Origin of the sequence: Ruegeria lacuscaerulensis, assembly GCF_013033355.1 — a bacterium.
In the GTDB taxonomy this organism is placed as follows: domain Bacteria; phylum Pseudomonadota; class Alphaproteobacteria; order Rhodobacterales; family Rhodobacteraceae; genus Ruegeria; species Ruegeria lacuscaerulensis_A.
Genome location: NZ_WQDY01000007.1, coordinates 180,043 through 199,328, shown reverse-complemented (window position 1 = coordinate 199,328; position 19,286 = coordinate 180,043). Strand labels below are relative to the sequence as shown.

The 19,286-nt window shown below is 60.9% G+C and carries 14 protein-coding genes; 3 read left to right on the top strand and 11 right to left on the bottom strand.

The features are described from left to right. Position 1: 1 nt before the first annotated feature. The 8 genes from GOW48_RS14045 to GOW48_RS14010 all read right to left on the bottom strand — a co-directional run bounded on the left by GOW48_RS14045 (position 2) and on the right by GOW48_RS14010 (position 11,659). Positions 2-2,626 carry a molybdopterin-dependent oxidoreductase gene (locus GOW48_RS14045; protein ID WP_170754711.1) on the bottom strand — a complete coding sequence of 875 codons (2,625 nt, stop codon included), beginning with the start codon at positions 2,624-2,626 and terminating at the stop codon, positions 2-4. Next, positions 2,623-2,955 carry a nitrite reductase small subunit NirD gene (nirD, locus tag GOW48_RS14040; protein WP_170754709.1) on the bottom strand — a complete coding sequence of 111 codons (333 nt, stop codon included), beginning with the start codon at positions 2,953-2,955 and terminating at the stop codon, positions 2,623-2,625. Before nirD ends, GOW48_RS14045 begins: the two co-directional genes overlap by 4 nt. Further along, a complete protein-coding gene (nirB, locus tag GOW48_RS14035) occupies positions 2,952-5,384 on the bottom strand; it encodes a nitrite reductase large subunit NirB (protein ID WP_170754708.1) in 2,433 nt (810 codons plus the stop codon). The genes nirD and nirB overlap by 4 nt, the downstream gene beginning before the upstream one ends. 5 nt (positions 5,385-5,389) lie before the next feature. Then, positions 5,390-7,075 carry an ABC transporter ATP-binding protein gene (locus GOW48_RS14030; RefSeq protein WP_170754706.1) on the bottom strand — a complete coding sequence of 562 codons (1,686 nt, stop codon included), beginning with the start codon at positions 7,073-7,075 and terminating at the stop codon, positions 5,390-5,392. A 5-nt stretch (positions 7,076-7,080) separates the two neighbouring features. Continuing rightward, positions 7,081-8,166 carry an ABC transporter permease gene (locus tag GOW48_RS14025; RefSeq protein WP_170754704.1) on the bottom strand — a complete coding sequence of 362 codons (1,086 nt, stop codon included), beginning with the start codon at positions 8,164-8,166 and terminating at the stop codon, positions 7,081-7,083. 99 nt (positions 8,167-8,265) lie between these two features. After that, a complete protein-coding gene (locus GOW48_RS14020) occupies positions 8,266-9,633 on the bottom strand; it encodes a CmpA/NrtA family ABC transporter substrate-binding protein (RefSeq protein ID WP_170754702.1) in 1,368 nt (455 codons plus the stop codon). A 272-nt stretch (positions 9,634-9,905) separates the two neighbouring features. After that, a complete protein-coding gene (locus GOW48_RS14015) occupies positions 9,906-11,078 on the bottom strand; it encodes an ABC transporter substrate-binding protein (RefSeq protein ID WP_170754700.1) in 1,173 nt (390 codons plus the stop codon). Then, positions 11,075-11,659, bottom strand: coding sequence for an ANTAR domain-containing response regulator (locus GOW48_RS14010; RefSeq protein ID WP_170754698.1), 585 nt, complete (start codon positions 11,657-11,659; stop codon positions 11,075-11,077). The genes GOW48_RS14015 and GOW48_RS14010 overlap by 4 nt, the downstream gene beginning before the upstream one ends. A gap of 285 nt (positions 11,660-11,944) precedes the next feature. Between GOW48_RS14010 and GOW48_RS14005 the strand changes: the two genes are divergently transcribed. The 3 genes from GOW48_RS14005 (at position 11,945) to GOW48_RS13995 (ending at position 15,606) form a co-directional block, all read left to right on the top strand. Then, entirely contained in the window at positions 11,945-13,099 is a 1,155-nt protein-coding gene (locus tag GOW48_RS14005; RefSeq protein ID WP_170754696.1) for a phosphoserine transaminase, read from the top strand. A gap of 71 nt (positions 13,100-13,170) precedes the next feature. Next, positions 13,171-14,766: a phosphoglycerate dehydrogenase gene (gene serA, locus GOW48_RS14000; protein ID WP_170754694.1), complete on the top strand. Its 1,596-nt coding sequence runs from the start codon at positions 13,171-13,173 to the stop codon at positions 14,764-14,766. 114 nt (positions 14,767-14,880) lie between these two features. Then, entirely contained in the window at positions 14,881-15,606 is a 726-nt protein-coding gene (locus GOW48_RS13995) for a metallophosphoesterase family protein (protein WP_331251822.1), read from the top strand. On the opposite strand, the gene GOW48_RS13990 is transcribed toward GOW48_RS13995, so the two are convergent. The 3 genes from GOW48_RS13990 to GOW48_RS13980 form a co-directional block, all read right to left on the bottom strand. Next, the gene (locus GOW48_RS13990) at positions 15,599-17,110 is read right to left on the bottom strand and encodes a malonate--CoA ligase (RefSeq protein ID WP_170754692.1); all 1,512 of its coding nucleotides are present in this window, start codon (positions 17,108-17,110) and stop codon (positions 15,599-15,601) included. The two genes, GOW48_RS13995 and GOW48_RS13990, sit on opposite strands and share 8 nt — an antisense overlap. Positions 17,111-17,191: 81 nt before the next feature. After that, positions 17,192-17,896 (bottom strand): GntR family transcriptional regulator, encoded by a 705-nt coding sequence (locus GOW48_RS13985; RefSeq protein WP_170754690.1) that lies wholly within the window; start codon positions 17,894-17,896, stop codon positions 17,192-17,194. A 26-nt stretch (positions 17,897-17,922) separates the two neighbouring features. Beyond that, positions 17,923-19,275 carry a formimidoylglutamate deiminase gene (locus GOW48_RS13980; RefSeq protein WP_170754688.1) on the bottom strand — a complete coding sequence of 451 codons (1,353 nt, stop codon included), beginning with the start codon at positions 19,273-19,275 and terminating at the stop codon, positions 17,923-17,925. Between the last annotated feature and the right edge of the window lie 11 nt (positions 19,276-19,286).

The following is a 19,286-nucleotide window of genomic DNA, read 5'->3' as shown; positions in this document are numbered from 1 at the left end:
ACTACTGAGCGGCCTCTTTCTGATGTGCTGACGCAAGCAGGCTCGCCAGTTCCGGGCGGCATGAGCCGCAATTCGTTCCGGCCTGCAACGCCTCACCAATGGCTTCGACGCTCATCAGCCCTTTGGTCTCAATAGCGGTCAGGATGGTGTTCACGCCTACGTCGAAACAGGAACACAGGACCGGACCGGGATCGGGCCGGTCGGCCGGCGCGCGGCCTGACAGCAGGTCGGGCACCTGTGGCAGAGTCGCAAGATAGTCGCGCATCACCGCCACTGGCTCGGGCGAAATGAACAGTGCAGCGACCAGTTGTCCGTGTTCGTGAAACGCCAGCCGCGCCATGCCGCGCGCCGGGTCCTCAACTATGGTTGTCTGCGCCTCGGGCAATCCGAAAAGATCACGCGCGGTGGTTTGCCAGTCATTTATTGTGCCCATCCCGGCCAGCTCAGCGCGATAGCCGGTTTTGGTGGGGGTCTTCGCCCAATATTCGCAGGACGGCTGCATTTCGCGATCTGACACCGCAAACCCGTACCACTCGGCGTTGAACCGGGTGACATTTACAACGGACGCTTTGCTTTCGGGCTGCCCGGATACAGGGTCGGTCGCCGCAGCGACCACGGCGTCGATCCGGGCTGAAGGGGCGGTTTCTCCGGTCCAGTGTATAGGCGCAAAGACCTGTCCTTGTGTGACATCGCTGGTAATCCGCGCCCGCAGGATGGATGTTCCATGCGGGCTTGCGACCTGCACCAGATCGGCGGGGTTTATCCCCGTAACGTGCGCATCATCGGGGTGAATGTCCAAAAACGGCTCGGGCAGATGCGCGGACAGGCGCGCGGACATACCGGTACGGGTCATCGTGTGCCATTGGTCGCGCAGCCGACCGGTGTTCAGCCAGAACGGATAGCGCGGTTCTGTTTTGGCCGCAGGCGCGCGCCATGTAACTGGTAAAAGCCGCGCCTTGCCGTCGGGGTGATAGAATTGCCCATCCGCAAAGAACCGCCCGCCCTGCCGTGTCGCGGTGACAGGCCAGCGCGTCGGCTGAAGAGCGTCATAACCCACAGCATCCAAGTCGCTGAGGCCCGAGATATCGAAATCGCGTCCAAACTTGGCGGCAATGCCGGACAGGGTTGCATACTCACGAAAAATCTCTCCGGGCGTTTGATAGTCAAAAGCCGAGACCCATCCCATTCGTCGTCCGACCTCGGCCAGAATGTCCCAATCCTCGCGCGCTTGTCCCGGTGCGGGCAGGACCGAACGTTGTCGGCTGATCGTGCGGTCGGAATTGGTGACTGTGCCGTCTTTTTCGGCCCACGCGGCCGCAGGCAGCAGCACGTCGGCCAGCCGCGCCGTATCGGTGCGGGCCGTTATGTCTGAGACCACAGTGAACGGGCAGGCGGCGATAGCATCGCGCACCGCGTCCGCCTCGGGCATTGAAACCACGGGGTTCGTGTGGATCACCCACAGCGCCTTGACGCGCCCGTCGCCCACGGCGCGGAACAGGTCCACGGCCTTGAGGCCCGGGGCCTCGGGCATGGCCGGGGCCGACCAGAAATCGCGCACGGCGGCGCGGTGATCGGCGTTTTCGATATCCAGATGACAGGCGAGCATATTGGCCAGACCGCCGACCTCGCGCCCACCCATCGCGTTGGGCTGACCGGTGACCGACAGAGGCCCGCAGCCGGGCTTGCCGATCCGCCCCGTGGCCAGATGGCAGTTCAGGATCGCGTTGACCTTGTCGCTGCCCGAACTGGATTGGTTCACGCCCTGACTGAAGATCGTCACGACCTTCTCAGTGCCCATCCACATCTGGCAGAACTGCGCGATATCGTCGGGGTTGAGCCTGGTGACCGACACATCGTCGGCCAGCGCACTGTCCAGCGCCTCATGAATACCGGTGGTGTGGGTCAGGGAATCCACATCCACCAAACCGGCAGTGTCGATTTGTGACAGCAGATGGTTGAACAGTGCGACATCACTGCCCGCGGCCAGCGGCAGGTGCAGATCGGCGCTGTCACAGGACGCCGTGCGGCGCGGATCGACAACGATGATCTTGGTCCCGCGCGCCTGCCGGGCTGCCATCAGGCGTTGATACAGAACCGGGTGGCACCACGCCAGATTGGATCCGACCAGCACGACCAGATCGGCCTCGTCCAGATCCTCATAAGTGCCGGGCACGGTGTCGGTGCCAAAAGCGCGTTTGTGGCCCGCAACGGTTGAGGCCATGCACAGCCGCGAATTCGTGTCGATATTGGCCGAGCCGATGAAACCTTTCATCAGCTTGTTGGCGACATAGTAGTCCTCGGTCAGCAACTGGCCCGATACATAGAAAGCCACTGAATCCGGCCCGTGTTCGGCGATGGTCTCGCGGAACCGGTCCGCGACCAGTTGCAGCGCGTGGTCCCAGCCAGTCTCTTTGCCCGCTACCAAGGGTGCTAGCAGTCGCTGCGACAGGCCCACCGTTTCGGCCAAAGCCGAGCCTTTGGAACACAGCCGCCCTTGATTGGCCGGGTGATCCGGGTCGCCGGTGACGGTCAGGCCACCCGCGCCATCCGGTTGCAGCAGAACCCCGCAGCCCACCCCACAATAAGGGCAGGTCGAGCGTGTGGCGCAGGCACTCAGGTCTTTCACGCGGCGCTCCTTTGCCCCAATGAGGTGCTGTCGAGCAGAATGCGCTCTCCGTCCAGCTGCACCGGGTAGGTGGCGATCTGGCCTTCATCCGCGCCTTGTGCCTGACCCGAGTTCAGGTCGAAAACCCAGTTGTGCAGCGGGCAGGTGACGGACTGGCCATGCACGATGCCCTCAGATAGCGGACCGCCCTTGTGGGGGCAGGTGTCCGAGGCGGCAAAGACCTCATCTTTGGCAGTACGGAACAGGGCGATGCAGCCCACGGGCGTTTTCACCACGCGCGCGCCGCGCAGGGGGATGTCGTCGATATGCCCGATGTCGATCCAGCTCATTCTGCGGCCTCCAGTGTCAGATCGGCCATGGGCGCAAAGCGCGGGGCCTCTTTGGCCTGCTCGGCCCATGGGTCTTTGCGATAGATGGATTGGCTGAGTTCAAACCGCTCAACCAATGCGCGGCGGTTTTCGAGGTCATCCACCACGGTTTCCTTGATCCAGTCGAGGCCGACCTTCGCCATCCATTTATACAAACGATCCAGATACTTACCGCCCTCGCGATAGGCTTGGGTAACGGCCATCACGACCTCGATCGCCTCGTCCTCTGTGGGGACTTGCACCAGCAGTTCGGTTTCCTTGACATCCATGCCAGCCGCGCCGCCGATGCTGATCTGGAAGCCCGAGTCCACACAGACCACACCGATATCCTTGCAGGTCGCCTCGGCGCAGTTGCGCGGGCAGCCCGAGACCGCCAGCTTCAGCTTGTGCGGCGTCCACGAACCCCACAGGATTTTCTCAAGCTTCACGCCGAGGCCCGTGCTGTCTTGCGTGCCGAACCGGCAGTGATCGGTGCCGACACAGGTTTTCACCGTACGCAGACCCTTGGAATAGGCGTGACCTGAGACCAGCCCGGCCTTGTTCAGATCGGACCAGATATAGGGCAGGTCGGACCCTTTCACGCCCAGCAGGTCGATACGCTGACCACCGGTGACTTTGACAGTGGGCACATCGTATTTCTCGGCCGCATCGGCGATGGCGCGCAGTTCCGCCGGGTTGGTGATGCCGCCCCACATTCGGGGCACAACGCTGAAAGTGCCGTCTTTCTGGATGTTGGCGTGTTTGCGTTCGTTGACGAAGCGGCTTTGCGGGTCGTCCTGATATTCCACCGGCCAGTCGGCCAGCAGGTAGTAATTCACCGCCGGGCGGCAGACATGACAGCCGTTGAGCGTCTTCCAGCCCAGCTCCTGCCAGACGGCCTCCTGGCTTTTCAGCTCTTGCGATTTGATCAGGCGACGGACGTCTTCGTGGGTCAGGTCACAGCAGCCGCAGATGGGCTGTGCAGTGGACATCTGGAAGTCATCGCCCAGTGTGACCTGCAGCAGTTGCTCAACCAGTCCGGTGCATGTTCCGCAGGAGGCGCTGGCCTTGGTGGTCGCGCGGATGGCGCCCAGATCGGTTGCGCCGCCTTCGATAGCGGTGGTGATGTCGGATTTGCAAACGCCGTTGCAGCCACAGATTTCCGCCTCAGGCGGCAATGCTGCAACGGCTGAGAGAGGGTCCGCAGAGCCGCCCCCCTGATAGGCCGGGCCGAAGATCAGCGTCTCACGCATCTCGGACACGTCCTCGCCATCGCGGATCAGGCCAAAGAACCAGTTGCTGTCGCCGGTGTCGCCATACATAACCGCGCCAACCAGCGTGTCGCCTTCTAGCACCAGCCGTTTGTAAACGCCGCGAGCAGGGTCGCGGAAGACGATGTCCTCGCGGGTCTCGCCCTCGGCAAAGTCCCCTGCACTGAACAGGTCGCAGCCGGTGACCTTCAGCTTGGTCGAGAGCGAACGTTGTTTGAACGCCGCATCCTCGCCCAGCAGGGTCTGCGCCAGCACTTTGGCCTGATCGTACAGCGGCGCGACAAGGCCAAAGACCTCGCCCTGATGCTCGACGCATTCGCCCACGGCATAGATATCGGCGTCCGAGGTGATCATCTGGTCATCCACATGGATACCCCGACCCACGGCAAGGCCCGTTTCCTGCGCCAGCGCGGTGTTGGGTCGGATGCCCACAGCCATCACCAACAGGTCGCAGGGCAATTCCGTGCCGTCCTCCAACAACAGCGCCCGGGCCTTGCCATCCTTGCCCGCGATTTCGGTCGATTTGGCGTTCAGCAGAACGGTGATGCCTTTTTCTTCCAGCGATTTCTTGAGCAGATACCCTGCAGCAGGGTCCAGCTGACGTTCCATCAAGTGGCCCATGATATGCACGACGGTCACATCAGCTCCGCGCGCGGCCATGCCTGCGGCGGCCTCAAGCCCCAGCAAACCGCCGCCGATCACGACGACCTTGTTGCCCGCGCCCATGCCCATCATCTGTTCTGTGTCTTCCAGATCGCGATAGGCGATGACGCCGTCCAGATCATGCCCCGGCATCGGGATCATGAAAGGGTTCGATCCGGTGCCGAAGATCAGCTTGTCGTAAGGCACATGGCCGTACTCGCCTTCGACCACCTTCAGATCACGGTCAATTTTGACCACTTTCTCGCCGAATCGACAGGCGATGCCGCGCTCCGCGTACCAAGTGTCGTCATGGGTGACGATCTCTTCATAGGTCTGATCGCCTGCCAGAACCGGGCTCAGCATGATGCGGTTGTAGTTCCCGCGTGGTTCGGCGTTGAACAGGGTGATGTCGAACGCATCGGGGGCAGCGTCGGTCAGGTGCTCCAGCACCCGGCCCGAGGCCATGCCGGCTCCGATGACAACCAGTTTCTGTTTCATGTCAGTCACTCCGCAGCGATGGCTTTGGGGGAAGGGGTTTTCGGCTTGGGTTTCGCGCCGTGCTCGTATTCCTCAAGGAAATCCAACACCTCTTGCCGGTATTCGTAGTAGTCGGGATGGGCCAGCAGCGCCTTGCGGGTGCGCGGGCGCGGCAGGTCGACATTGGTGATCTTGCCGATGGTGGCCTGCGGGCCGTTTGTCATCATCACCACGCGGTCAGCCAGCAGGATCGCCTCGTCCACATCATGGGTGACGCAGATCGTGGTGACTTTGGTCCGTGACCAGACCTCCATTAGAACCTCCTGCAGCTCCCATCGGGTCAGGCTGTCGAGCATCCCGAAGGGTTCATCCAGCAGCAGCAGTTTCGGCGACAGGGCAAAGGCGCGGGCGATGCCAACACGCTGGCGCATCCCGTTCGACATGTCGGCGGCGGATTTGTCCATCGCATCGGCCAGACCGACCCGTTCGAGGTAATATTCCACAACATCCTGCCGCTCGGCCTGGCTGGCGCGCGGATATACGCGGTCCACACCGACCGAGACGTTTTCTTTGGCGGTCAGCCAAGGGAACAGCGAGGGCGACTGGAACACCACGGCGCGTTCCGGATCGGCGCCCTCGACGTGGCGGCCATCCAGCTTGATCGCACCCTGGGAGATTTCGTTCAGACCGGCGGCCATGGTCAGCACCGTGGACTTGCCGCAGCCCGAGTGGCCGATCAACGAGATGAACTCGCCTCGGTTGAGTTTCAGGTTGAAATCCTCGACCACGGTCAGCGGGCCTTTGGGTGTGGGGTAGACCTTGTGCAACTGGCTGAAATCCAGATAGCGATCTTCGATCAGACCCGATTGCGCCTCTTTCACCGCTGCCGGGACACCGTGGATCGGGGTGACGTCGGGCAGGGTCTTGGTGCCTTCGACCTTGGCTTCGATCCCCACATCCATCAGGTATTTCGTGACCTCGCCACGCAGGGCCTTGAACGTCTCGTCATGGTTCATGGCGGACCGGTCGCGGGGGCGGGGGATCGAGACCTTGAACTCGGTCCCCAACGTGCCATCGGGGTTCAGCGGGATGATGCGGTCGGCCAGCAGGATCGCTTCGTCCACGTCATTGGTGATCAGGACACAGGTCTTGCGGTCGGCCTCCCAGATCTTTTCGATCTCTTCCGCCAGATTGCCACGGGTCAATGCATCCAGCGCCGACAGGGGCTCGTCCAGCAGCAGAACCTCGGGGTCCATCGCCAGAGCACGGGCCACGTTCACCCGCTGCCGCATCCCACCCGACAGCTCGGCAGGGCGGCGACCAGCGGCGTGGCTAAGGCCGACCATGCGGATGTAGTGGGCAACCTTTTCCTCTTTCTCAGCCTTGGGCATCTTGGGAAAGACCGCGTCCACGGCCAGCCGCACATTGCCCGTCACCGTCAGCCACGGCATCAGCGAGTAGTTCTGAAAGATCACCCCCCGTTCCGGCGCGGGGCCGGTGATGGCTTTGTCGCGAAAGGTTACGCTGCCCTTGGAGGGGAATTCGATCCCCGCCATCAGGTTGATCAGCGTGGTCTTGCCGGTGCCGGAAAAGCCCAGCAGTACCACGAACTCACCTTCCTGAACCGAGAGGTTGATGTCTTTCAGCACATCCGTCGCAGCGGTGCCGGTGCCAAAAGATTTGCTGACATTCTTGAAGTCGATCACAGCCATTTGGGTCACCGGTTGTTCGAGAAGGTAAACAGCGACTGCAGCGCATACATCACGCGATCCAGCAGGAAGCCAATGATGCCGATGGTAAAGACGGCAACCATTATCTTGGCGAGTGAGCTGGACGAGCCGTTCTGGAACTCATCCCAGACAAACTTGCCCAGACCGGGGTTCTGCGCCAGCATTTCAGCCGCGATCAGAACCATCCAGCCAACGCCAAGCGACAGACGCAGGCCGGTGAAGATCAGCGGCAGGGCCGAGGGCAGCACCAGCTTGGTGATCTTGGTATAGGTGTTCATTTTCAGAACTTTGGAGACGTTCACCAAGTCTTTGTCGATCGACGCCACACCCAGCGAGGTGTTGATCAGCGTGGGCCACAGCGAACACAGCGTCACGGTGATGGCCGAGATCAGGAAGGATTTCGCGAACCAGCCGTCATTGGTGACGTAAACGGCCGAGACGATCATGGTCACAATTGGCAGCCAGGCCAGCGGCGAGACGGGTTTGAAAATCTGGATCAGCGGGTTCAGCGCCGCATTTGCGGTGGGCGACAGGCCCGCAGCGATGCCCAGCGGAACAGCAACGATGGTGGCGATCAGAAAACCGAAGAACACGGTTTTGATCGAGGTCCAGATTTGGTTGTAGTAGCTCGGCGCGCCGGTATAGGCGACCTCTTTGACTTTTTCGGGCTGGCCCGCGTCGATGAACTTCTGGTTGCGCTTTTCGACCATGGCCTCGAACTTGGCCTTTTTGGCGGCCTTGGCCTGCGCGTCCTGATGCAGGCTGACAGCCTCGGACCAAACCTGCGCCGGTCCAGGCACCGCGCCAAGCGAGGTTTGCACCTTGGGTGCCAGCGTGCCCCACATCAGAAGGAAGGCGAAGATGGCCAGCAGCGGCACGACCAGCAGGCGCCAAATCTCGCTCATCTGGGCGCGCGGGTTGTCGCCTGCACCGGCCTTCAGGATGGGGGTGATCCAAGCCAAGCCCAGAACCTGAAACCATTTATCGGCGGCGTTGATCCGGGTGAACAGGCGGGCGCGTCGGGCCTCGCGTTCAGCATCAGCGGATAGCGTGTCGTGGTCGATGGCTGTCATCTTGCGGTCTCCTGGCCCGGTCGTTCAGCGCCGGGCGGGGGTGGAATTCTGTGTGAATGGGGAAGCCCCCCAGCCACCAAGGGCCGGGAGGCAGGGGAGTTAACCCTGAACTTCGGTGCCGACGACGACCTGTTCGCCTTTCAGGCCGATCGGCAGGCTTTGCAGATAGGCGTTGGGCTGACGGGCGTCATAGGGAATGCCGTCGATGATATCCTCGGCGGGCGTGGGGGCCTTGTAGCCGTCGCTGTCCCAGGGGAAGTCGGCCTCATTCGCCAGGCCTTCGTCGACCAGCATTTTGGCGGCGTCCAGATAGATGTCCGGGCGGTAGACGGACTTGGCGACCTCGTCATACCACGCGTCGGTCTGCGGTTCGGCGATCTGGCCCCAGCGGCGCATCTGGGTCAGGTACCAGATGGCGTCCGAATAGAACGGGTAGGTCGCGTTATAGCGGAAGAAGACGTTGAAATCGGGCACTTCACGCTTGTCGCCTTTCTCGTACTCGAATGTACCGGTCATCGAATTCGCGATCACGTCATAGTCAGCACCCACATATTCCGGCTGGCTCAGCATCTCGACCGCGGCGGGGCGGTTGGCGTTGTCGTTTTCATCCAGCCACATCGCAGCGCGGATCAGAGCTTTGGTAACAGCGCGGGTGGTGTTGGGGTACTGCTCGGCGAACTCGGCATTTATGCCAAAGACCTTTTCGGGGTTGTTCTTCCACAGCTCATAATCGGTGATGACCGGCACGCCGATGCCTTTGAACACGGCCTGCTGGTTCCACGGTTCACCTACGCAATAGCCATAGATGGTGCCTGCTTCCAATGTGGCCGGCATTTGTGGCGGAGGCGTCACCGACAGGAACACATCCGCGCCGATCTGGCCGGTTACGTTTTCAGGGCTGTAATAGCCCGGATGCAGGCCGCCAGCGGCAAGCCAGTAGCGCAGTTCGTAATTGTGGGTCGAAACCGGGAAGACCATGCCCATGTTAAAGGGCTTGCCTTCGGAGTTGTATTTCTCGACCACCGGCGCCAGCGCCTCGGCCGAAATCGGGTGCTGCGGGCGACCGTCATCCATTTTCGGAATGTTCGGCTTCATCTCTTCCCAGACCTCGTTCGACACGGTGATGCCGTTGCCGTTCAGGTCCATCGAGAAGGGGGTGATGATATGCGCCTCGGTGCCGTATCCGATAGTTGCGGCCAGCGGCTGACCGGCCAGCATGTGCGCACCGTCCAGCTGTCCGTCGATCACGCCGTCCAGCAGCACTTTCCAATTGGCCTGCGCTTCGAGCGTTACGAACAGGCCCTCATCCAGGAAGTACCCATTCTCATAAGCCACGGCCAGCGGGGCCATGTCGGTCAGTTTGATAAAGCCAAAGGTCAGCTCGTCCTTCTCCAGCTCCAGCGTTTCTGCCAACGCGGGGCTGATCAGGGCGCTGGTGGCGACAAGGCCTGCAAGCAATTTCTTCATGTGGGTCTGTCCCTTTCTTGGTCCCGGTCAACCGGGCGGGTGAAAAACAAAAAGCCGCTGCACGCTCTGGCCGGGAGGAGGTGACCAGAGAGTGAGCGGCTTTGCTCAGTCGTTCCCAAACTTTGGGAGGAATTCTTGCGACACACGCCTTTGTGTGCCGATGGGTCCAGAGTGGTAAATGCGCCGTTGCCGATCAAGCGATTTTGCTGCAACGCGGCGTTAAATGCTGCAATCGCGCGGTGTTGCGCTCGCGTCTGCCTAATTCTTAGGCGTCAGAAATCCTGAGGATCAAAAATGCGCCCATCCAAGAACGCATCCCGCTTTAGCGACAGCTGCCCGTTATGGGAAGCAACGGGCGTGGTCTCACGAATCGCGCCTTCCAGCTTTTCCGACGCACCGGGCAGATCGGCCCCCAATCCTGCTAGTTGATTGCGGTAGATATCGCTGCGGAACACGCTGCCCGCTTGGGCCAGCGCCAGATGTGGGTCCAGACCGTATCTTTGCGCCAGACGGTGGGCGATCCACTTGGCCTGACTGCGCCATGGGAAGTTTGCGGCCCCGTCGTGGAACTCGACAAATCCCGGCACCTCGCGCTGTTCGGCGTGGCCGGTGATGGTAAAGCGCCCCGAGAGCGCCCGGTCGATCAGTTCCGAAGGCAGGTTCAGATAGGTGTCTCGGGCAAGGATTTCAGCGGCGGCGGTGTGGCTGCCCGGCTGGCCCAGCCAGCGTCCGGCGCGCCAGACGGCCCGCATCAGCTTGCCCAGCAGGTGCGGCTCGGTATCCGCCCAGTCGGTGCGCACGGCCAGCACCTTTTCCGGCGCAAAGGCCCAGATCGCCTGACCGGGCAGCAGTAACGCCCCCGCCTGCGATTCCACAGCGACCGAACCCCAGGGTTCACCCACACAGAACGCATCCACATCACCCTCGGCCAAGGCCTGCGCCATCAGCGGCGGCGGGATGGTGCGCACCTCGACCCCGATTTTGGACAGTTCGGTGGCCTCAAGCCAGCAATGCAGAAGTTCCACATGCAGCGAGAACGGGAAGGGCACGCCGAAGACCAATGGCCCATCCGCGACCGAGGCCAGCGCAGTAGCGGCCTTGAACGGATCGCGGAAATCGAACTCATAGCCTGCGTCGCGCAAGCGGATCTCCAACGCGCGGCTAACACCGATCACATCGCCGTTTACCGATAGGACCGACACGGCGGACAAGGGTTGTGTCACCCCGCCCAGCCCCAAGGCCATGGCAACAGGGACCGGCGACAGCAGGTGCGCGGCATCCACCCGCCCAAAGGCCAGCATATCGCGCACGGATGACCATGAGGGCGCTGCGATCAGGTCCAGTTCGATCCCTTCAGCCCGGGCCAGACCCATCTCATGCGCCACGATCAAGGGGGCGGCGTCCACCAGCGGAACATAAGCAACGGGCAGCGTCACAGCGTTCATGACAACAGCCCCGAGGCCGTGACCAACGCCTCGGCCACGTCGGCGACGCGGCGGCCCTGATCCATCGCGGCCTTGCGCAGCAGGGCATAGGCCTCTTCTTCCTCAACCCCGCGCGCCTTCATCAGCAGACCCTTGGCGCGGTCGATCACCTTGCGTTCCTCCAGCGCACGTTTGGTTTCGGCCAGTTCGCGGCGCATCTGGCGCACGATCTGAAACCGCGCGATGGCGGCATCCAGCACGGGCTTCAGCCGATCCGGCTGCATCCCGTCAACCACATAAGCCGACAAGCCCGCCTCAATCGCGGTCGAGGCCAGATCTCCGGCTGCGCCCGAGACGAACATGGCCACGGGCCGTTCTAGAGGCCCGGATGCAAGCGTCAGTTCCTCAAGCATATCGCGGGTCGGGTTGTCGATGTCGATCAGCACCACATCCGGAATCAAGGCGGCAATCTTGCGCGCAAGGCTGGAGACATTGCCGATCACGTGCACATCATAGGCCCCGGACGCGTTGAGTGCGTCGACGATGGCAATCGCACGCTCGCGGTCTTCCTCTACTACGACAATGGTCAGGGTGTCTGGCATGGCACCTTTTCACCGGGTGGCTGCGCGATCTCAAGAGTTCGGTGGCTTTTCCGTCGGGACGCGAGACAGAGTGCCTAAAAAACAGTCAACCCCGCCGCGTGAATGTTCATGGCGCGCAAATCTTTTCGCCTATCGGAAACCTATGACCGTGTGCGGAGCGAAAAGTGATGTCGTTTTTCGGCATTCAAACGTCTTTTCTGCTTGCTGCACTGCCGAGGGGTTTCTAGGTGTGGCGGCGGGACACCCCTCCCCAACGAGGGGCGTGTATCTGGAAGGGTAATACACATGAGCATTGAACAACCGGCTACGCGGCCGGCGAATCCGCGTTTTTCCTCGGGCCCCTGCGCCAAACCCCCCACATTTGATCTGAACAAGTTGGCCGATGCCGCGCTGGGCCGGTCGCACCGTGCTGCCGTGGGCAAGGACAAGCTGAAAGCGGCCATCGAAGGCACGCGCGAGGTGCTGGGTATTCCGGCGGATTACAAAATCGGTATCGTTCCCGCATCGGACACCGGCGCGGTCGAGATGGCGCTTTGGTCGCTGCTGGGCGAACGCAAGGTCGAGATGCTGGCGTGGGAAAGCTTTGGTGCCGGTTGGGTCACCGACGTGGTCAAGCAACTGAAAATCGACGCCGAGGTGAAAACGGCGGAGTACGGACAGATCGTCGATCTGGCCTCGGTCGATTTCGTCAACGATGTGGTGTTTACGTGGAACGGCACGACCTCGGGCGTGCGAGTACCCAATGGCGACTGGATCGCGGATGACCGTCAGGGTCTGACGATCTGTGATGCAACCTCGGCTGCCTTTGCGATGGACCTGCCGTGGGACAAGCTGGATGTGACTACGTTTAGCTGGCAAAAGGTGCTGGGTGGTGAAGCAGCGCATGGCATGCTGGTCCTCAGCCCGCGTGCGGTGGAGCGACTGGAAAGCTACACCCCCGCATGGCCGCTGCCCAAGATTTTCCGCCTGACCAAAAGCGGCAAGCTGATTGATGGCATTTTCACCGGGGCCACGATCAACACGCCCTCGATGCTGGCGGTCGAGGATTACCTGTTCGCGCTGGACTGGGCGCGTTCGGTGGGTGGCTTGCAGGGCCTGATCGCCCGCGCCGATGCCAATGCCGGTGCGGTACATGCGTTTTGTGACCAGAACGACTGGATCGCCAATCTGGCCGAGGATGTGGCGACGCAATCGAACACGTCCGTCTGCCTGAAATTCACCGATCCTCGCATTCAGGATGGCGCGACCTTTGCCAAGGCCGTGGCCAAACGGCTGGAAGCCGAGAATATTGCGCTGGACATAGGTGCCTATCGCGATGCCCCTGCGGGCCTGCGCATCTGGTGCGGCGGCACGGTCGAGACCTCGGACATTCAGGCCATGCTGCCCTGGCTGGCCTGGGCCTTTGAGGCCGAGATCGCTGCGCAATCGGCAGCCGCCTGACAAGATTTTTCGACGAAAAATCTGGGCCCGCCTGTGGCCCGGACATCTCCCTATATTCAAGGACCAGAGAAATGGCCCCCAAAGTACTCGTATCTGACAAGCTCAGCGAAACCGCCGTGCAGATTTTCCGCGATCGCGGCATTGATGTGGATTTCATGCCCGATCTGGGCAAGGACAAAGACAAGCTGGCCGAGGTGATCGGTCAGTATGACGGCCTTGCCATCCGCTCGGCCACCAAGGTCACGCCGACCCTGTTGGAGAAAGCCGACAATCTTAAAGTGATCGGTCGCGCCGGGATTGGCACAGACAATGTCGACAAGGAAGCGGCCTCGAAAAAAGGCGTGATCGTGATGAACACGCCGTTCGGCAACATGATCACCACCGCCGAACATGCCATTGCGATGATGTTCGCCGTGGCGCGGCAAATCCCCGAGGCCAGCGCCTCGACCCACGCCGGCAAGTGGGAAAAGTCCAAATTCATGGGGATTGAGCTGACCAACAAGACCCTCGGTGTCATTGGTGCAGGCAACATTGGCGGCATCGTTTGTGAGCGCGCGCTGGGCCTGAAGATGAAGGTCGTCGCCTATGATCCCTATCTCAGCGAAGAGAAAGCCGCCAAGATGGGTGTTGAAAAGGTCGAACTGGATGACCTGCTGGCCCGCGCCGATTTCATCACTTTGCACGTGCCTCTGACCGACCAGACCCGCAACATCCTGAGCCGCGAGAATCTGGCCAAGACCAAGAAGGGCGTGCGCATCGTCAATTGTGCTCGTGGGGGTCTGGTTGATGAGGACGCGCTGGCCGAGATGCTGCATTCGGGCCATGTGGCTGGTGCGGCCTTTGACGTGTTCAGCGAGGAACCGGCCAAGGAAAACGCTTTGTTCAACCTGCCCAACGTCGTCTGCACGCCGCATTTGGGCGCCGCCACGACCGAGGCGCAGGAAAACGTAGCGTTGCAGGTGGCCGAGCAAATCTCGAACTATCTGCTGACCGGGGCTGTTGAAAACGCTCTGAACATGCCCAGCGTCACCGCCGAAGAGGCCAAGATCATGGGCCCGTGGATCAAGCTGGCCGGGCATTTGGGTGGATTCATCGGCCAGATGACGGATGAACCGATCAAGGCGATCAACATCCTCTATGATGGTGTGGCCGCCGAGATGAACCTGGCCGCGCTGAACTGCGCCGTGGTTGCGGGGATCATGAAAAAGGTCAATCCCGATGTGAACATGGTCTCGGCGCCGGTCGTTGCCAAGGAACGCGGGATCAAGATTTCGACCACCAATCAGGACAAGTCCGGTGCGTTTGAGGGTTATATCAAAGTCACCGTTGTCACCTCGAAACGCGAACGTTCGATCGGTGGGACAGTGTTCAGCGATGGCAAGCCCCGGTTCATCCAGATTAAGGGCATCAATATCGACGCCGAGGTCGGGGCGCATATGCTCTATACCACCAACGAAGACGTGCCGGGCATCATCGGTGCGCTGGGTCAGACGATGGGCGAGAACGATGTGAATATCGCGAACTTTACCCTTGGCCGGTCCGAGGCAGGGGGCGAGGCCATCGCGCTGCTCTATGTCGATGAGCCGGTCCCGGCTGAAGCGCGCGCCAAGCTGGCCGAAACCGGGCTGTTCACTCAGATCAAGCCTTTGGTATTTGACGTGGCCTGATCTGCGGCAAAGAGGAAACAACTGATGCCCGCGCCGATGAATGCGCGGGCATTGTCTTTTTTTAAGTTACTCAGATGCGCCACAAGACAGCAGAGTTTCAGGAAAGGTAAAGCCGTGAAGCCCCCCATCTATGCCATCGGAGATATCCACGGGCAGCTTGACATGCTGAAAGACGCCCTGGCGCGGATCGAAGCGGATGGCGGGCCGGATGCGCGTGTGGTCTTTCTTGGTGACTATGTTGATCGTGGTCCGAGCAGTCGCGGCGTTCTTGACCTGTTGAACGAAGGTCAGCGTGCGGGGCGTAACTGGGTCATGGTCCGGGGCAATCACGACCGGATGATGGCGCGGTTCGTGCAGGATTGCGAGGTCGCGGACAGCCACTTGCCGGTCACGCTCAGTTGGTTGCATCCGCGTTTGGGCGGGCGCGAGACATTGGCCTCTTACGGTGTGGATATCACCGACAATGACCGCATCATCCATGTCCATCAACGCGCGGTCGAGACTGTTCCACCGCAGCATCTGGATTTCCTCAATGCTCTGCCGAACTATCACCAAGAGGGCGAAATGCTGTTCGTTCACGCGGGTATCCGGCCGGGCCTTCCGCTGGAGCAGCAATCCGAGAATGACCTGATCTGGATCCGCAACGAATTCCTGATCGAAGCCGCGCCGCATCCGTGGCTGATTGTCCATGGCCACACGCCCGTCGATCAGGCCGAGCATTGCGGCAACCGGGTAAATCTGGATGCGGGCGCAGGCTATGGCCGCCCCTTGGCCACGGCGGTATTTGAGGATCGCAAGTGCCGGCTTTTGACCCCGACGGGACGCGTGCCGCTTAGGTGAAGAGTTCGGCGAAACGCTCGCGCAGGGCGTTTTTCTGCACCTTTCCCATCGTGTTGCGCGGCAACGCGTCCAGAACGATCAGCTTGCGGGGATGTTTGAACCGCGCCAACTCGGCCTGCGCACGGGCCATGATCGCGTCCAGATCAGGTGTTGCGCCGGGTTCCGCCACCAGCAGGCCGACAGGCGTTTCGCCAAAGTCCGGGTGTGGCACGCCGATCACCGCGCTTTCCAACACGCCGGGCTGATCGTCCAGCAGCATCTCAAGTTCCTTTGGATAGATGTTGAACCCGCCCGAGATGATCAGATCTTTGCCGCGCCCGACGATATGGACATAGCCATCGGCGTCCACTCGACCCAGATCGCCGGTGATGAAAAACCCATCCTCGCGCAGCTCAGCGGTGGTTTTCTCGGGCATTTGCCAATAACCCTGAAAGACGTTCGGACCGCGCACCTCGATCATGCCGATCTCACCCTGCGGCAGGGTCTCTCCGCTTTCGGGGTCGGTCACTTTCAATTCGACATCGGGCAGGGGGAAGCCAACTGTGCCCGCGCGGCGCTCGCCGTCATAGGGGTTCGAGGTGTTCATGTTGGTTTCAGTCATGCCATAGCGTTCAAGGATGCGGTGGCCGGTACGGGTTTCGAACCGCTCATGGGTTTCCGCCAGCAAGGGGGCCGAGCCCGAGATGAACAGTCGCATATGCCGGGCCAGATCACCGGTGAACCGATCATCCCCCAACAGGCGGGTGTAGAAGGTCGGCACCCCCATCATTGACGTCGCCTGCGGCATCAGGCGCAGCATGTCATCCAGATCGAACTTCGGCAGAAAGATCATAGACCCACCCGAGGCCAGCACCACATTCGTCGCCACAAACAGCCCGTGCGTGTGGAAAATCGGCAAGGCGTGCAGCAGCACATCATCTGCGCTGAACCGCCATTCCCGCACCAGCGTTTCCGCGTTCGACAGCAGGTTGGCCTGCGACAGCATCGCTCCCTTGGAGCGCCCGGTTGTCCCTGAGGTATACAGGAAGGCGGCCAGATCTTCCTCGGACCGGCGCACGGGTTCAAACGCGGGCAGCATCCCAAGCGCGCGTCGCATCAAACTGCCCGATCCATCGGCGTTCAGTGTTTCCAGCCGAGCGTTTTGGGCAGTGGCAATGGGGGCCAGACCCTTGGATTTCGCGTTATCGCAAACCACTAGCGCGGCTTCGCTGTTTTCGATGAAATATTGCAGCTCGGCCGTGGTGTAGCCGGTATTGAGAGGCAAAAAGATCAGTCCGGCCTGCGCGCAGGCGGCGTACAGCGCCAGCGCCTCGGGGGATTTTTCCACCTGAACAGCCACACGGTCGCCGGGCTCAAGCTCATACCCGATCAGCGCATTGGCCAGCCGGGCTGACATGTCCAGAAAATCGGCATGAGTCACAGTCTGACCGTTCGGAAGATGCAGGAACGGTGTGTCTTTGCCCGCGTGAATGCCGAACAAGCGATCGTAAAGCGGGTTGCTCATGACAGATGTTCCTTTCGCCAGATCAATTTCGTGGAAATCTGGCGCGGATCGGCAGGACGGTAAAGCCAATTCGTGACGAAATCAGAACTGCGTCGTCATGCGGTAGCCGGCCGCGAAATACATCTTGGCGAAAGTTACAGGCTGGCCTTCCAGCCAAGTGATGCGCTCACCGGTGAAAACGGGCTCGCCTTCAGGAACGTCCAGAAATCCGGCAACCATTGCGTCGGCACGGCTGGCCAGGAACGTCAGTTCGACATTTGTGAAAGGTACTGTCTGGATCAGCCATTCATTCGGTCCGATCTGCGAGAAATCCGCTTGCATCACTTGCGGAACGCTATCGACGACGATCCAACGGTCTTCGTATTGGAATGGCGTGTTGCCCGAAAAGTGCATGCACCTGACATGCATCACCGGTTGCCCCGTACGCAATGCCAGCCGGGCCGCCAGCCAGTCGGGCGCGTTTTCCCGAGCCGAAGAGACCAACGCATAGCGATAGGTCCCGCCAAGGGCCTCAACCTCGTCTCGGACCATCGGAATGGTAAATCTGGCTTGCCTCTGAGGGGCGCTCAGAACCCGTGTGCCTGCTTTGCGACGACGCTCAAGATATCCTTCGTCGGCCAGTTCGCGCAGGGCGCGGTTCACTGTGGTGCGGGTACATGAAAACTCGGCGGCCAAATCCTGTTCGTTGGGCAGCAGAGAATCCGGCCCCCAATCCCCGGACCGAATACGAGACAGGACCGTTCTCTTGATGTCCTTGTAGCTGGTGGTCTCGGATGTCTGGGTCATGTGCGTCCTGCTTTCAGGGATTCGTTTTAGACGTCAGTCAGCAGCTCGGCAATCGCAGCGCGGTAGGTATCTACAATGCGGTCGCGTGCGACATGGCGGCCTTCGCGCACCATGTGCCGCCCGGCGGACCAAAGATCCGTTACCAACCCATCGGGGCCCGCAAAACACAGCCCGTCCAGTACCTGATCATCCGTCAGCGGCCATAAGGACGGATGGGAGCGATCGAAGGCCACAAGATCGGCCAACTTACCAATGGCTATCGAACCAGAATCCCGATCCAACGCCTGCGCTGCTCCGCTGGTGGCGCCTGTATAAAGCGCATGGCCCACGGACCCTTCTCCGCGAACCAGAACAGCGCGTTCGCGGTCGCGCAAGCGTTGCGAATACTCCAACGTTCGCAGTTCTGCGGGCAGTGAAATTCTGATGTTAGAGTCGGAACCAACACCAAACCGACCCCCTTCGTTGATAAAGGCGGAGCCGTTGAAAATACCGTCGCCAAGGTTCGCCTCGGTTATCGGACACAGCCCTGCTACAGCCCCGGATCGCGCCAGCATGCGGGTTTCGGCATCGGTCATGTGGGTGGCGTGGATCAGACACCATCTTTGGTCGACATCCATGTTGTTCAACAGCCAAGCCACAGGGCGTTGGCCTAATGCGGCCTCGACATCGGTAACCTCTTGTACCTGTTCAGCGATGTGGATGTGGACCGGGCCAGTTGGGTCCAGTTGCATTAGCTGTTTCAGGTCACCGGGCGAGGTCGCCCTCAGCGAATGAGGCGCAACACCGATCTTGCTGTCTGCATGCGGCAGGATCGTGCGGCACTCTTCGGTCAAGTCACAATAGCGGTCCAAGCTGTTCCCAAATCGCAACTGCCCGCCCTCTAAAGCCTGTTGCTGTACGCCCCCGTAGGAATAAAGGACCGGCAGGTGTGTCAAGCCGATCCCGGTTTGATCCGCTGCGGCAAAGATTCGTTGGCTCAGTTCGGACAGCGTGTCATAGGGCTGCCCGCCGGGCTGGTGATGGACATAGTGGAACTCACCAACTGCGGCAAAGCCGGCCTCTTGCATCTCCACATACGTCAGCGCAGCTATGGCCTGGATTTGATCGGGCGTCAGCCTGTCGAGAAATCGATACATCAAGGTGCGCCAGGTCCAAAAGCTTTCACGCCCTGCCGCTCGGGTTTCGGTCATGCCGGCCATGGCGCGTTGAAACGCATGGCTATGCAGGTTTCCCGGCGCCGGCAGCAAAAGGTCGACGCAGGTATCCCCAGAGACTGCCGCGCCGGTTTCAAGTCCGGATATCCGGCGATTCCGAACGTGGACTCGTATGTTCTTAGCCCATCCCGTTCCCAACAAGGCTGTCTTCGCGTGGATCGTCATGGCATATCCAA